Source organism: Longimicrobiaceae bacterium (genome assembly GCA_035936415.1).
Lineage (GTDB): Bacteria > Gemmatimonadota > Gemmatimonadetes > Longimicrobiales > Longimicrobiaceae > JAFAYN01.
The window spans coordinates 1-13328 of record DASYWD010000299.1; the positions used below are offsets into that span (position 1 = coordinate 1).

At 70.7% G+C, this 13328-nt stretch carries 16 protein-coding genes and 1 pseudogene; 1 reads left to right on the forward strand and 16 read right to left on the reverse strand.

The window, feature by feature from the left end; translation table 11 throughout:
- Positions 1 to 89: 89 nt before the first annotated feature.
- From hemB to gmd, 5 genes are read right to left on the reverse strand one after another with little or no spacing between them, the layout of a single operon-like run.
- A complete protein-coding gene (hemB, locus tag VGR37_12120) occupies positions 90 to 1061 on the reverse strand; it encodes a porphobilinogen synthase (GenBank protein ID HEV2148141.1) in 972 nt (323 codons plus the stop codon).
- Positions 1061 to 2611: a capsule assembly Wzi family protein gene (locus VGR37_12125; GenBank protein HEV2148142.1), complete on the reverse strand. Its 1551-nt coding sequence runs from the start codon at positions 2609 to 2611 to the stop codon at positions 1061 to 1063. The genes hemB and VGR37_12125 overlap by 1 nt, the downstream gene beginning before the upstream one ends.
- Entirely contained in the window at positions 2608 to 4143 is a 1536-nt protein-coding gene (cobA, locus tag VGR37_12130) for a uroporphyrinogen-III C-methyltransferase (GenBank protein ID HEV2148143.1), read from the reverse strand. The genes VGR37_12125 and cobA overlap by 4 nt, the downstream gene beginning before the upstream one ends.
- On the reverse strand, positions 4140 to 5096 hold the full coding sequence (locus tag VGR37_12135) for a GDP-mannose 4,6-dehydratase (GenBank protein HEV2148144.1): 957 nt from the start codon (positions 5094 to 5096) through the stop codon (positions 4140 to 4142). The genes cobA and VGR37_12135 overlap by 4 nt, the downstream gene beginning before the upstream one ends.
- Before the next feature lie 5 nt (positions 5097 to 5101).
- Positions 5102 to 6067, reverse strand: coding sequence for a GDP-mannose 4,6-dehydratase (gmd, locus tag VGR37_12140; protein HEV2148145.1), 966 nt, complete (start codon positions 6065 to 6067; stop codon positions 5102 to 5104).
- Positions 6068 to 6248: 181 nt separating this feature from the next.
- Between gmd and rpmB the strand changes: the two genes are divergently transcribed.
- The gene (rpmB, locus tag VGR37_12145; GenBank protein HEV2148146.1) at positions 6249 to 6443 is read left to right on the forward strand and encodes a 50S ribosomal protein L28; all 195 of its coding nucleotides are present in this window, start codon (positions 6249 to 6251) and stop codon (positions 6441 to 6443) included.
- A 144-nt stretch (positions 6444 to 6587) separates the two neighbouring features.
- Here the strand turns inward: rpmB and rplQ are convergent, their stop codons facing one another.
- From rplQ to rpsE, 11 genes and pseudogenes are all read right to left on the reverse strand, one after another.
- Complete coding sequence (gene rplQ / locus VGR37_12150; GenBank protein ID HEV2148147.1) at positions 6588 to 6947, reverse strand: 50S ribosomal protein L17; 360 nt, start codon at positions 6945 to 6947, stop codon at positions 6588 to 6590.
- A 5-nt stretch (positions 6948 to 6952) separates the two neighbouring features.
- Positions 6953 to 8053: a DNA-directed RNA polymerase subunit alpha gene (locus VGR37_12155; GenBank protein ID HEV2148148.1), complete on the reverse strand. Its 1101-nt coding sequence runs from the start codon at positions 8051 to 8053 to the stop codon at positions 6953 to 6955.
- A gap of 87 nt (positions 8054 to 8140) precedes the next feature.
- Positions 8141 to 8776, reverse strand: a complete 636-nt coding sequence (rpsD, locus tag VGR37_12160) for a 30S ribosomal protein S4 (GenBank protein HEV2148149.1) — start codon at positions 8774 to 8776, stop codon at positions 8141 to 8143.
- 140 nt (positions 8777 to 8916) lie between these two features.
- On the reverse strand, positions 8917 to 9309 hold the full coding sequence (gene rpsK / locus VGR37_12165; protein HEV2148150.1) for a 30S ribosomal protein S11: 393 nt from the start codon (positions 9307 to 9309) through the stop codon (positions 8917 to 8919).
- A gap of 106 nt (positions 9310 to 9415) precedes the next feature.
- Complete coding sequence (rpsM, locus tag VGR37_12170) at positions 9416 to 9796, reverse strand: 30S ribosomal protein S13 (protein HEV2148151.1); 381 nt, start codon at positions 9794 to 9796, stop codon at positions 9416 to 9418.
- A gap of 30 nt (positions 9797 to 9826) precedes the next feature.
- Complete coding sequence (gene rpmJ, locus VGR37_12175) at positions 9827 to 9943, reverse strand: 50S ribosomal protein L36 (GenBank protein ID HEV2148152.1); 117 nt, start codon at positions 9941 to 9943, stop codon at positions 9827 to 9829.
- Between the two features lie 78 nt (positions 9944 to 10021).
- The gene (locus VGR37_12180; GenBank protein ID HEV2148153.1) at positions 10022 to 10672 is read right to left on the reverse strand and encodes an adenylate kinase; all 651 of its coding nucleotides are present in this window, start codon (positions 10670 to 10672) and stop codon (positions 10022 to 10024) included.
- Between the two features lie 7 nt (positions 10673 to 10679).
- On the reverse strand, positions 10680 to 11999 hold the full coding sequence (secY, locus tag VGR37_12185) for a preprotein translocase subunit SecY (protein HEV2148154.1): 1320 nt from the start codon (positions 11997 to 11999) through the stop codon (positions 10680 to 10682).
- A 2-nt stretch (positions 12000 to 12001) separates the two neighbouring features.
- Complete coding sequence (gene rplO, locus VGR37_12190; protein HEV2148155.1) at positions 12002 to 12457, reverse strand: 50S ribosomal protein L15; 456 nt, start codon at positions 12455 to 12457, stop codon at positions 12002 to 12004.
- Positions 12450 to 12647 carry a 50S ribosomal protein L30 gene (gene rpmD / locus VGR37_12195; protein ID HEV2148156.1) on the reverse strand — a complete coding sequence of 66 codons (198 nt, stop codon included), beginning with the start codon at positions 12645 to 12647 and terminating at the stop codon, positions 12450 to 12452. The genes rplO and rpmD overlap by 8 nt, the downstream gene beginning before the upstream one ends.
- Positions 12640 to 13128 (reverse strand): annotated as a pseudogene (gene rpsE, locus VGR37_12200) (30S ribosomal protein S5). Before rpsE ends, rpmD begins: the two are co-directional and overlap by 8 nt.
- Positions 13129 to 13328: the final 200 nt, after the last annotated feature.

A 13328-nucleotide genomic window follows, 5' to 3' on the forward strand; every position in this document is an offset into this window, starting at 1 on the left:
GTCCAGCGCGGCGACCTCGTGGCCGCGGGCCCGCAGCGCGGGGACCAGCGCCCGGGCGAGCATCCCGCCCGCGCCGGTGACCACGACCTTCACGCGGCGCCCCGGGCGAACTGGCGGGCGTAGTAGGTGATGATCCGGTCGGCGCCGGCCCGGCGGATGGAGGTCAGCACCTCCCGCATCGCCCGGTCGCCGTCGATCCACCCCCGCTCGGCCGCGGCGAGGACCATTGCGTACTCCCCCGACACGTGGTAGGCGACGACCGGGTACTCCGTCTCCGTCCGCACCCGGTGGATCACGTCCAGGTAGGCGAGCGCCGGCTTGACCATCACCATGTCGGCGCCCTCCTCGATGTCCGCCCGGACCTCGCGCAGAGCCTCCCGGGCGTTGGCCGGGTCCATCTGGTAGGCGCGGCGGTCGCCGAACTGCGGCGTGCTCTCCGCGGCCTCCCGGAAGGGGCCGTAGAACGCGGAAGCGAACTTCGCGGAATAGGCGAGGATCGGCGTCTCTGCAAATCCTGCTCCATCAAGAGCTTGACGGATCGCGCCCACCCTCCCGTCCATCATGTCGGACGGGGCGACCACGTCGGCGCCGGCCTCGGCGTGGGACAGAGCCATGCGCGCCAGGAGGGGGAGCGTGGCGTCGTTGTCCACCTCCTCCCCCTGGAGCACCCCGCAGTGCCCGTGCGAAGTGTACTCGCAGAGACAGACGTCGGTGACCACCAGCATCTCGGGGATCTCGCGCTTGAGCGCGCGGACCGCCCGCTGCACCACGCCCTGCTCGTCGTAGCCGGAGGAGCCGGTCTCGTCCTTGTGCTCGGGGATTCCGAAGAGGAGCACGGCGGGGATCCCCAGCCGCATCGCCTCCTCCGCGTCGCGGAGCAGCTGGTCCACGGAGGTCTGGTCCACACCGGGCATCGAACCGACCGGGTTCCGGACCCCCTCGCCCGGCGTGACGAAGAGGGGAAGGATCAGGTCCGCCGGCGAGACGGCGGTCTCGCGGACGAAGGCGCGCAGCTCCCCGGTCCGCCGGAGGCGGCGGGGGCGGTTCTCGGGATATGCCATCAGAAGAGCACGGATGCGTTCAGGTCCAGCAGGTGCGTCCGCCACCCGCTCCCCGCCTCGCGGAGCGCGGCAGCGCGGATCTCGGTGCGGCGGGTGGCGCGCCACAGCCCCGCGAGCGCGAGGCCGGTGCTCGTCCCGGCCCGCTCCGGGGCGAACAGGTTCCCGGCGCGCACGAACATGTCGAACCCCTCCCGCCCACGCTCCCGGCGAAAGGCGCGGACGTCCAGGCGGAGGCGGGCGTCCATCAGGTCGGCGTGCGAGTACACCAGCAGCTCGCGCCCCTCACCGCCGAGGGGGTGCCCCAGCGGCACGTCGGCCGCGGCCCACCCGCCGGGCTGCGCCGAGTGCATGTACCACCCGGGGTTCCCGCAGCAGAGCGTGGCGAAGGAAGCGTACTCCGCGCCCGCCGCCACGCGCTCCAGCCCCGGCACGGCCGCGACGTAGGCGCCCAGCACCCGGGCGGGGACGTCCCACCAGGCCCCGGCGGCGTCGTCCGCCCCCCATTCCAGGTAGAGCGTCAGCGGGAGGACGGCCTCGGTCGGCAGCCGGTAGCGGAAGTCCGCCGCGACCACCTGGTTCTCGAAGTCGGCGGAGAGCATCCCGAGCAGCATGCGCCCCACGTTGCCCGCCGTAGTCGGGGTTGCGATGCTGTCGCCGCCGAAGATGGAGGCGCGGTTCACTCCCACGGTGAGGCGCGGATGCGGCTGAAGGGCGAAGCGTGCCCCCCAGAGGTAGGGGTCCCCCGGGTGCCGCGGCTCATCCAGCCGGGTGACGAAGCTGTGGAACGAGGCCGTTCCCAGCGCGCGGAGGAGGCCGGGGAAGACGACGGGCCGCGCGGTCTGGACCTCCAGGCGCGGCAAGGTCGCGGCCCCGGAGAGGACGATCCCCCCGCCCGCGCCCGACCCGTACCCCACCGGCTGCTCTCCGACGGAGAGCGCGACCGGACCCCACCCCGCCACCACGTCCCAGCGGGGGAGGCGCACTCCGTCGTCGTCGAGGCGGGGCTCCGCGGCCCCAGCCAGGGAGCCCCCGAGCCGCCCGGCGAGGACCGCGTGACCGACGGCTGTGCCGCGGTCCGCCAGGGGAGACACGCCGGTGCGCCCGTCGAACAACCCCGCGCCCGGCGCGACGACGCCCGTCCGCCGCTCGTACCCCGCTCCCGCGTGGCTCCCGAGCAGCCCGGAGGCCGATGCCGAATCGGAGGCCTCCGGGAACTCCTCCAGAAAGCGGTCCAGCCACCCCTGGGTGAGGCGCGCCAGCTCCTGTCCGCGAGGCGGCGCGGCGAGCGCCGCCCGGCGCAGCGCTTCTCCCACCGCCGCCCGCGGTACCGAGCGCTGGGCGGGGAGGTAGCCCGGCGCGAGGCCCAGGGCTTCAGCGCGTGCAGCCGCCTGGACCGCCCAGTGGTCCCCCGGGAGCGGAGGAGACGCCGCGGGAACCGTCGCCCGGTCCGCCTCGGCGGACTCCTGCGCGGCCCCGGGCGCGGGGAGGCAGAGCAGGAAGGCGGACGCCAGGGCGCCCGCCAGGGTCCACATCCACGGAACCGCCCTCACCGGGCTGCTCCCCGGAAGCGCTCGCGGATGGCGCGGACCAGCCCCGGGATGGTGTACTCCGCCGCCTCCACCTGGACAGGGAGCCCCAGCTCGCGCGCCGTTGCGGAGGTGATGGGTCCGATGGAGGCCACCTCCGCGCGCCCTACCTCGGGACCCAGCACGTCCACGTAGTTGCGCACCGTCGAGCTGGCAGTGAAGGTCACCAGGTCGATGTCGCCCGCGCGGAGGCGCGCCCGGAGGTGGTCCGCCTCGGCGCCGTCCGGAACCGTCCGGTACGCCACGACCTCCACCACCTCCGCCCCCCGCTCACGGAGCGAGTCGGGGAGGACGGAGCGCGCCGTTTCCGCCCGTGCGAGGAGGATGCGGCTCCCGCGCAGCTCGGTCTCGTCTTCCAGCGCCTCCACGACCGACTCGGCCACGAAGCGCTCCGGCACCAGGTCGGGGCGGGCGCCCTCCATCTCGATGGCCGCCGCGGTCGCGGGGCCGATCGCGCAGAGCGACACGCCCGCCAGGGCGCGCGTGTCCCGTCCGGTTTCCCGGAGGGCGGACCAGAAGCGTGCGACGCCGTTCACGCTGGTGAAGACGATCCAGTCGAAGCGGTCCGCCTCGGCGGCGGCGCGGAGGAGCGGCTCGGGATCCGGCGCGTCGACGATGCGGATGGTGGGGAACTGCACCACCTCCGCCCCGAGCGCCTGCAGCGCGGCGGCGAAGCCGCTCGCCTGGGCGCGGGCGCGCGTCACCACGATCCGCTTCCCGAAGAGCGGTCGGGCCTCGAACCAGGCGAGGCGCTCCCGCAGTCCCACCACGTCGCCGACCACGACGATGGCGGGCGCGCCCATTCCCGCCTCCGCGACCCGGCCGGGGAGGTCGCGGAGCGTCCCCGCCACCACCCGCTGGCGCGGGTACGTCCCCCACTCCACCGCGGCCGCGGGCGTGTCCGGCGACCGGCCCGCGGCCACCAGACGGCCGAAGTTCGCCGCCATCTTCCCTACGCCCATGTAGAAGACCACCGTCCCCACCCCGCGCCCCAGCTGCTCCCAGTCCAGGTCGCTATCCGCCTTGACCGGATCCTCGTGCCCCGTCGCGAACGCGACGCTGGACGTGATCCCGCGGTGTGTCACCGGGATCCCGGCGTACGCCGGGGCGGCGACGCCGGCCGTGACGCCGGGGACCACCTCGAAGGGGATTCCCGCGTCCACGAGCGCCAGCGCCTCTTCCCCGCCCCGCCCGAAGACGAAGGGGTCGCCGCCCTTGAGCCGCACCACCGCCTCGTGCCGCCCTCCGAGCTCCACCAGGAGTGCGTTGATCTCCTCCTGTGTCCGCGAGTGCTCGCCGCCGCGCTTGCCGACGTAGACGCGCTCGGTGTCCGCCGGACACCGGTCGAGCACCTCGGGGCTGACCAGGGCGTCGTACACGACCACGTCCGCGCGCGCGAGCAGCTCCGCGGCGCGGACCGTGAGGAGCCCCGGATCGCCGGGGCCCGCTCCCACCAGGTACACCGTTCCCGGCGCAGCCGCGACGCTCTCCGTCATGTCCGCTCCGCGTCCGCCAGAAGGTCCGACAGGGTCTCCCGCAGCGGGATCTCCGGCTTCCACCCGAGCGCGCGGAGCCGGCCCCCGTCGCCCACCAGCAGCGGCAGGTCCACGGGACGAAACCGCTCCGGGTCGGTCTCGATCCGCGCCCCCGTCCCCGACAGCTCGATCATCTCCTCCACCAACCCGCGCAGCTCATGCGCTTCACCCGAGCAGACGTTGTACACCTCCCCCGGCGCGCCGCGCTCCACCAGGCACCGGTAGGCACGCACCACGTCTCTCACGTCGAGAACGTCCCGGCGCACGGACAGGTTCCCCACGCGGAGCGTGGGCTCGTTGCGGCCGGCCCGGACCCCCGCGAGCTGGTGGGCGAAGCTGGGGATCGCGAAGCGGCCGTCCTGGCCCGGGCCGGTGTGCACGAAGCTCCTCGCGATCACCACCGCGGGGCCGGCGCTGGCACTCGCCTGCCGGGCCACCATCTCCGCCGCGGCCTTGGAGGCGGCGTACGGGCTGGCCGGGTTGAGCGGCCGATCCTCGCGGATCGGCTGCTCCGCCTCCGGAACGCGCCCGTACACCTCCGCCGAGCTGGCGAGGAGGACCCGCGTATCCCGGAGCCCCGCGTCGGCCAGGGCGGAGGTGAGGCGGAGCGTCCCGGTCGCGTTCACGTCCCACGTCTCCATGGGTTGTGAGAACGACCGCGCGACCGAGCTCTGTCCCGCCAGGTGATAGACGTGGTCCGGCTCCGCGTCCGCCACGGCGGCGGCCAGCGACTCCGTGGATGTCACGTCGAGCGCCACCCAGCGCACACCCTCCACCTCGGCCCGGGACAGCGTTCCCCCGGCGACGGGAGCGCCGTCCTGCGTCCCCCCGAAGACGGAATATCCGGCGGCCAGCAGCTCCCGGAGCAGATGCTGTCCGACGAACCCGCCGGCGCCCGTGACGAGGGTCCGCACCTGGGTCAGCGCCCGCCCTGCAGCCGGGCGAGGTCGGCATCCACCATCATGCGGACCAGCTCGTGGAAGCCCACCTCCGGCTCCCAGCCGAGGGCAACGCGCGCCTTCTCGGGATCGCCGACCAGGAGGTCGACCTCCGCCGGACGCATGAATCGCGGGTCCTGGACCACGAACTCCTGCCAGTCCAGCTCGACGTGCGAGAAGGCGGCCTCCACCAGGTCCCGCACGCTCCAGGTCTCACCCGTCGCAATTACGAAGTCGTCCGGCTGGTCCTGCTGCAGCATGAGCCACATGGCCTGCACGTAGTCGCCCGCGAATCCCCAGTCGCGGCGGGCATCCAGGTTCCCCAGGCGAAGCTCCTTCGCCATCCCCAGCTTGATCCGGGCAGCCGCGTCCGTGACCTTGCGGGTCACGAACTCCAGACCGCGCCGTGGAGACTCGTGGTTGAAGAGGATCCCGCTGACCGCGAACATGTCGTAGCTCTCGCGGTAGTTGATCGTCGCCCAGTGCCCGTAGACCTTCGCGACCCCGTACGGAGAGCGCGGGTAGAGGGGCGTGTCCTCCTTCTGCGGGACCGCCTGCACCTTGCCGAACATCTCGCTGGAGGACGCCTGGTAGAAGCGCACCCCCGTGCCATACACCCGGATCGCCTCGAGCATGCGCGTAACACCGAGCGCCGTCACGTCACCGGTGAGCACCGGCTGGGTCCAGGAGGTCTGCACGAAAGACTGCGCGGCGAGGTTGTACACCTCGTCGGGGCGGGCCTGCTGCAGGGCGTAGAGCAGAGAGTTCTGGTCCGTCAGGTCGCCGGAGATGAGCTCGACACTGTCCTGGATGTGGTGGATCCGCTCGAAGTTCAGCGTCGAGCTGCGCCGGACCAGGCCGAAGACCCGGTAGCCCTTTTCGAGAAGGAACTCCGCCAGGTAGCTCCCGTCCTGGCCCGTGATTCCCGTGATCAGCGCGGTCTTCATACTTCCCTGTTTCGGTACGGTCCCTGTCCTCCCGGCCGGCGCCGGAGCAATCCGAAAACCTATCCCTGCCCGGGAGCGCTGTCAACGCGAGTTCGGCCGGCACAAGGCTTGACCGATCCTGAAGACACCGGTAAATTCAGGGTCTTGTCGTACAATCGACCCATGATTCCAGGAGATACCGATGGCCGGCTTCTGCGCCGTCTGTGGCAAGGGCCCGCGCAGCGGGAACAACGTCAGCCACGCGAACAACAAGACCAAGCGGCGCTGGCTGCCCAACCTGCAGAGCGCCCACGTCGTGACCGACAACGGGACCCGCAAGCGCGTCCGCGTCTGCACGAGCTGCATCTCCGCCGGCAAGATCCGCAAGGCGGGGTGAGCCGCCCGAGGGCAGCCGAGGCCTGACGGGGCCGCACGAACCGATCGTGCGGCCCCGCTTTCTTTCCACCGCCCGCGATGGACGCGAAGAGGGCCGGATTCCCTGGGGGATCCGGCCCTCTTCGTCCAGCGAGCCCGCGACGGCTCAGCCGCGGTCCACCAGCTCGATCAGCGCCAGCTCCGCACCGTCGCCGCGGCGGTGGCCGATCTTGAGGATGCGGGTGTAGCCGCCCGGCCGCTCCGCGAAGCGGGGGCCGATGGCGTCGAAGAGCTGCACGAGCACCGCACGGTCCGCGATGTCGCGGGCGGCGAGACGCCGGGCGTGCAGGTCGCCGCGCTTCGCGAGCGTGATCAGGCGCTCCGCGAAGGGCCGCAGCTCCTTCGCCTTCTCCGTGGTGGTGTTGATCCGGCCGTGCCGGAAGAGGCTGATCGCCATATTGCGGAGCAGCGCCTCACGGTGCTCCGCGGTCCGGCCGAGCTTCCGGCCCCTGTTCGCATGACGCATGTCTACTACTCCTTCTCGGAATCCGTTTCGGTCTGTTCCTCGCCGATGTCCTGTCCCTCTCCGGAGACGTCCGGCTGCTCGGTCACCCACCACAGGCTGCCGTCCTCCCCCTCCTCGAAGCGGATCCCGAAGCGGAGGCCCTGGCCCAGCAGGAACTCGTTGATCTCCTGCAGCGACTTCTTTCCGAAGTTGTCGATCCCCAGCATCTGCGACTCGGTCCGCTGGACCAGGTCGCGCACTGTCTGGATGTTCTCTTTCTGGAGCGAGTTCCGGCTCCGGACGCTCAGCTCGGTCAGGTCCTCGATGGGCCGGCTGAGCAGGTCCTTCACACGGCTCGGAACCGCGGTGCGGCCATCACCCCCGACCGCCGCGACCCCGGCGGAATCTGAGCCCCACTGCCGCGCCTCGGACCACTCGGGGCGCGCCCCCGCCAGGAAGCTGAAGTGCTCGATGGCGAGCCGTGACGCGTACTGCACCGCGGAGCGAACGTCGACCGCGCCGTTGGTCTCCACGTCCAGGACCAGCCGGTCGAAGTCGGTGCGCTGGCCGACGCGGGTCTCCTCGACCACGAAGTTGGCGCGCGTCACCGGGTTGTAGATCGCATCGATGCGGACCAGGTCGGCCGGCATCCCGCGCGGGAGCGCGTGCTGCTCCGCCAAAACGAAGCCGCGGCCCTTGTTGACGTACAGCTCGATGCGCAGCTCACGGTCGTCCTGCAGCTCCAGGATGTGGTGATCGGGATTGATCACCTGCACCGAGGCGTGCGAGCGAATGCTCCGCGCGGTCACGGCGCCCGCCTCGCTGGCGCGCAGCTCCAGGACCGCCTCCTCCACGTCCTCGTCCATCCGCAGTACGAGCGCCTTGAGGTTGCGGATGATCTGGTGCACGTCCTCCACCACGCCCGGGATCGTCTGGTGCTCGTGCAGGACGCCGTCGGCGCGGAAAGCCCAGACCGCCGCGCCGCGCAGGCTCGACAGCAGAATCCGCCGCATGGTGTTGCCGAGTGTGTGGCCGAAGCCCCGCTCCAGCGGCCGGAGCACGATCTGCCCCGTGCGCGGCTGCTCCGGCAGTGCCGGCATCTGCAGGCCGGTAAGATCGAGTTCCACTATATCCCTCCGGAATCAGTTCGGGATGCACAAGACGGATCGAGCGGCGAGGGCCGTCTGCCCCCGCCGCCGGATCCGGTCTTCAGCTTACTTGCTGTAGAGCTCGACGATCAACTGCTCCTGGACAGCGAGCGGGATGTCCGCACGGGTCGGACGCCCGACCATCCGGCCGGTCCGCGTCCCCTCGTCCACCGCGAGCCAGCCGACCGTGGTCGGCTTGGTCTTGGCGGCCAGGGATGCCTGGACCGGGAGGATGTCCTTGCTCTTCGGCGCGACCCGGACCTCGTCGCCCGGTTCCACCTGGAAGCTCGGGATGTCCACGAGGCGGCCGTTCACCTGCACGTGCCGGTGGCGGATGATCTGGCGGGCCTCCTTGCGGGAGGATCCGAACCCCATCCGGTACACGATGTTGTCGAGACGGCTCTCCAGGGCCACCAGGAGGTTCTCACCGGTGATGCCGGGCTGGTGCGCGGCCTTCTCGAAAAGGGTGCGGAACGGCTTCTCGGAGACGCCGTAGATGCGCTTCACCTTCTGCTTCTCGCGCAGCTGGTGCGCGTACTCCGACGCCTTGCGGCGGCGGGACGCGGCCTGCCCGTGCTGCCCGGGGGCGTACGGACGGCGCTCGATGGGGCACTTCTCGGTGAAGCACTTGGTGCCCTTGAGGAACAGCTTCTGCCCCTCGCGGCGGCAGAGCTTGCAGACGGGTCCGGTGTAACGGGCCATGAACCGTTTTCTCCTGAGAATCTGGATCTTTCGGCTTCTTCCCCCCGACGGTCGCGGAGGTTTACACCACTGGTACTACAGGGAACAGGGAACAGCCAGCAGTTGCAGGCCGTTCCCTGTTTGCTGCTCCCGTGCCCCAACTACACGCGGCGCTTCTTCGGCGGACGGCAGCCGTTGTGCGGGATCGGCGTCACGTCGCGGATCGAGCGGATCTGGAGGCCCGCGGCCGCGAGGGCCTGGATCGCCGACTCGCGCCCGGAGCCCGGGCCCTGCACGTACACGTGCACCCGGCGCACGCCGAGGCTGAGCGCCTCCTTGGCGGCCTGCTCGGCGGCGAGGGTGGCGGCGAACGGGGTGGACTTCTTGGAGCCCTTGAACCCCGCCTTCCCGGCGCTCCCCCACACGACGGCGTTCCCCGCCATGTCGGTGATGTTGACGATCGTGTTGTTGAAGGTCGCCTTCACGTGGGCGACCCCCTCGCTCTCGACGTTGCGCTTCGCCTTCGGACGCGCGCCCTGCTTCGGCTTCGCCATTCGCTCGCTTCCTGGAATGTGTCTCGCGGCCTACCGCGACTCAGGTACCGCTCCCCGCCGCGGACGCGGCGGGGTGATCGCCGGGCGCGGACGCCCGGCACACCGCTTACTTCTTGCCGGGCTTCTTCTTGCCGGCGATGGCGCGGCGCGGACCCTTCTTGGTCCGGGCGTTGGTGTGCGTACGCTGGCCGCGGACGGGGAGACCCCGCCGGTGACGAAGCCCGCGGTACGAACCGATGTCCATCAGCCGCTTGATGTTGCGGGCGATCTCCGAACGGAGCGCGCCCTCCACCCGGATCCGGGTGTCGATGATCCGGCGCAGGCGGTTGACGTCCTCGTCGTTCAGCGCATGCACCCGGGTGTCCGGGTTCACGCCCGCCTCGGCGAGGATCTTCTGCGACGTCGAGCGACCGATCCCGAAGATGTACGTCAGGCCGATCTCGATCCGCTTCTCGCGCGGAAGGTCGACCCCGGCGATACGAGCCATCGTGCCTCCTGAAAGTGCCGGACCTGTGGATTAACCCTGGCGCTGCTTGTGGCGCGGGTTCTTCTTGCAGATGATGCGAACAACGCCACGCCGCCGGATCACCTTGCAGTGCTCACAGATCGGCTTAACACTCGCGCGGACCTTCATCGTCGCCTCTCTGGTCGTAATTAAACTGGAGCCTTGAAATGTACGCCATTCCGCGCGGTCCCGCAACCCCTCCCGGGGTCAGGAACGCGCCGCGGCGTCCCTGCCGAGCAGCTCCAGGATCTCGCCCTGTACCTGCTCGATCGGACGGTCGCCGTCGACTGCGTGGAGCGGGACGCCCGATTCGCGGTAGTACGCGACCAGCGGCTCGGTGGTGGTCCGGTACACCTGGAGGCGGTGCCGGACCGTTTCCTCACGGTCGTCCTCGCGCTGCACGCACCGGTCGGCGACCCCCGCCGGCGGGGGGTTGTGCTCCACGTGGTACACGCGCCCGGTCTCCGGGTCGGTGCGGCGGCCCGTCATCCGCCGGACGATCGCGTCCTCCGGCACCTCTATGGAGACCACCGCGTCGATCGAGCGATCCAGCTCCCCGAGCATGCGGTCCAGGCTCTTCGCCTGGGCCGCGTTGCGCGGGTAGCCGTCGAAGATGGCGCCCCCGGCGGCGTCCGGCTGCGAGAGCCGCTCCCGCACCATCCCAAGGATCACCTCGTCGGGGACGAGCTCCCCGGCGTCCATGAAGCGCCTGGCTTCGCGGCCCAGCTCGGTCCCGTCGCGCACCGCCTCCCGGAGCATGTCTCCGGTGGCGATCTTCGGGATCCCGAGCTTCTCGGCCAGGAGCGCCCCCTGCGTCCCTTTCCCCGCGCCCGGTGCGCCCAGCAGGATCAGGTCCATGCCCGGCTCACATGAAGCGGGTGCGGCCGCGCAGCTTCACCCGCCCCTTGCGCATGAAGCCGTCGTACCGGCGCAGCAGGAGGTGCTGCTGCATCTGCTGGACGGTGTCGAGCGCGACACCCACCATGATCAGCAGCCCGGTGCCGCCGAGGACGGTCCCCAGGAAGGGCACGCCCACCGCGTTCAGCAGGAGCCCCGGGATGATCGCGATCGCCGCGAGGAAGAGCGAGCCCGGCAGCGTGATCCGGGTGAGGACGCGGTCGATGTACTCCGCGGTCCGGGCACCGGGCTTCACTCCGGGCACGAAGGCGCCCTGCTTCTTCAGGTTCTCCGCCAGGTCGACCGGGTTGAAGATGATCGCCGTGTAGAAGTACGTGAAGAAGATGATCAGCAGCCCGAAGGTGATCTCGTACGGCCAGGTCCCGAACTGGAACCAGTTCGCGAACGTCCGGATCGCCTCGTTGTTCGAGAAGGTGCTGAGCGTGCTCGGCACGATCACGATGGACTGGGCGAAGATGATCGGCATCACGCCCGCCGAGTTGATGCGGAGCGGGACGAACGACTTCTGCCCCTCGCGGATGCGCCCCTTCCCCATCACCTTCCGGGGGATCTGGACCGGGATCTTCCGCGCCGCCAGCGTGATGGCGACCGTCGCCGCGATCACCAGCACCATCACCACGAGGAGCATCACCAGCGCAACCGCCGAGACCTCGCCCAGGCTCACCAGACGGTACGTCTCGTACAGCGCCGTCGGGAGGCTCTCGATGATGGAGAAGAAGATGAGCAGGCTCATCCCGTTCCCGATCCCGCGCTCCGTGATCTGCTCGCCCAGCCACATGATGAACACCGCACCCGTGACCAGGGTGAGGATCATCGTGAGCTTGAACCCCCAGCCCGGACTCACCACCGCCCCCTGGATCCCCTCCAGGAAGACGGAGTAGCCGTATGCCTGGACGATGGAGAGGCCGACGGTGGCGTAGCGGGTGTACTGCGTAAGCCGCTTCCGCCCCTCCTCCCCCTCCTTCTGCATCTTCTCGATGGTCGGGAACACCGCGGCCAGCAGCTGGAACATGATGCTGGCCGAGATGTAGGGCATGATGCCGAGGGCGAACACCGTGGCCTTCGAGAGCCCGCCCCCGACGAACATGTCGTAAATCCCGAACACCGTCCCCTGCAGCTGACCCGTGAACGCCCGGAGGGCCTCCACGTCGATCCCCGGCGCCGCGATGTGGGCGCCGACGCGGTAGATCGCCAGAGCCAGGAGGGTGAAGAGGATCTTGTCCTTCACCTCCGGGATCCGGAACAGGGTCGCGACGGGATTTGCCATGGTCAGTCGATCTCCTGGATCTGCCCGCCGAGACCCTCGATCTTCTCACGCGCCGACTTGCTGAACGCGTGCGCGGAAACCGTGATCTTCCGGGTCAGGTCCCCGGTGCCCAGGATCTTGACCGGGCGGCGCGCATGCCCGATCAGCCCGCGCTCCTTGAGGAGCTCGGGGGTGAAGTCGGCCTCGCCGCTCTCCTCCAGCTGGTACAGGTTCACCACCTGGTACTCGACGCGGTCGAGCGGACGGAAGCCGCGCTTCGGGAGACGCCGCTGCAGCGGCATCTGCCCGCCCTCGAATGCCGGCTTGCTGCCGCCGGGGCCGTGGTGGCCGGCGCGGGCCTTGGAGCCCTTGTGGCCGTACCCGGCGGTCTTCCCCTTCCCGGAGCCGGGGCCGCGTCCCACGCGCTTCCGGTCCCGGTGCGACCCCTCGGGCCGACGGAGGTTGTTCAGCTCAGCCATTGGTCTCCTGCCCTTCCACTTCGGTCACCTTGACGAGGTGGCGAACCTGGAAGACCATCCCGCGGATCGCGGGGTTGTCCTCCTGCACCACCGAGCGCTGATGCTTCAGTCCGAGCGCCTGCAGCGTGTTCCGGTGCTTCTCCGGCGCGCCGAGGCCGCTCTTGGTCTGCGTGATCTTGATCTTAGCCACGGGCACCTCCCAGCGCTTCCACGGGGATGCCGCGCTCCAGCGCGATCTGCTCCCGGGTGGTCAGGTGGGTCAGCGCGTCCATGGTGGCGTGCACCATGTTGAACGGGTTGTTGGACCCGAGGCTCTTGGTCAGGATGTCGTGGACCCCGACGCACTCCAGCACCGCGCGCACCGCGCCGCCGGCGATCACGCCGGTGCCCGGGGCGGCGGGACGCAGGAGCACCCTGCCGGCACCCGCGTGCCCGACGATGTCGTGCGGGAGCGTGCCACGCACGATCGGCACCTTCACCATGGCGCGCCGGGCCGAGTCGATCGCCTTGCGGACCGCCTCGGAAACCTCGTTCGCCTTACCGGTGCCCACGCCCACCTTCCCCTGCTGGTCGCCGACGGCGACGAGCGCGGTGAAGGAGAACCGGCGCCCGCCCTTCACGACCTTGGCGACGCGGTTGATGTGGATCACGTTCTCCTTGAGGTCCGACTCGCGGCGCTCGTTGCCGCCGCGGCCTCCGCGGTCACCGCCGCGACCGCGGCCCTCGCCGCCCTGACCAGACCGGCCTCCTGGCCCGCCGCTGCGACCGCCACCTGGGCCCCGTCCGCCTCCCTGTTGTGCCATTGCTCCCCCTAGAACTCGAGTCCGCCCTCGCGGGCGCCCTCTGCAAATGCCTTCACGCGGCCATGATA

Coding starts and splice junctions, on each gene's coding strand:
- VGR37_12180 (HEV2148153.1), bottom strand. CDS start 10,672: ATGGACCTGATCCTGCTGGGCGCACCGGGCGCGGGGAAAGGGACGCAG.
- secY (HEV2148154.1), bottom strand. CDS start 11,999: ATGGCAAATCCCGTCGCGACCCTGTTCCGGATCCCGGAGGTGAAGGAC.
- rpsD (HEV2148149.1), bottom strand. CDS start 8,776: ATGGCCCGTTACACCGGACCCGTCTGCAAGCTCTGCCGCCGCGAGGGG.
- hemB (HEV2148141.1), bottom strand. CDS start 1,061: ATGGCATATCCCGAGAACCGCCCCCGCCGCCTCCGGCGGACCGGGGAG.
- rpmB (HEV2148146.1), top strand. CDS start 6,249: ATGGCCGGCTTCTGCGCCGTCTGTGGCAAGGGCCCGCGCAGCGGGAAC.
- rpsM (HEV2148151.1), bottom strand. CDS start 9,796: ATGGCTCGTATCGCCGGGGTCGACCTTCCGCGCGAGAAGCGGATCGAG.
- rpsK (HEV2148150.1), bottom strand. CDS start 9,309: ATGGCGAAGCCGAAGCAGGGCGCGCGTCCGAAGGCGAAGCGCAACGTC.
- gmd (HEV2148145.1), bottom strand. CDS start 6,067: ATGAAGACCGCGCTGATCACGGGAATCACGGGCCAGGACGGGAGCTAC.
- rplO (HEV2148155.1), bottom strand. CDS start 12,457: ATGGCTGAGCTGAACAACCTCCGTCGGCCCGAGGGGTCGCACCGGGAC.
- rplQ (HEV2148147.1), bottom strand. CDS start 6,947: ATGCGTCATGCGAACAGGGGCCGGAAGCTCGGCCGGACCGCGGAGCAC.
- cobA (HEV2148143.1), bottom strand. CDS start 4,143: ATGACGGAGAGCGTCGCGGCTGCGCCGGGAACGGTGTACCTGGTGGGA.
- rpmJ (HEV2148152.1), bottom strand. CDS start 9,943: ATGAAGGTCCGCGCGAGTGTTAAGCCGATCTGTGAGCACTGCAAGGTG.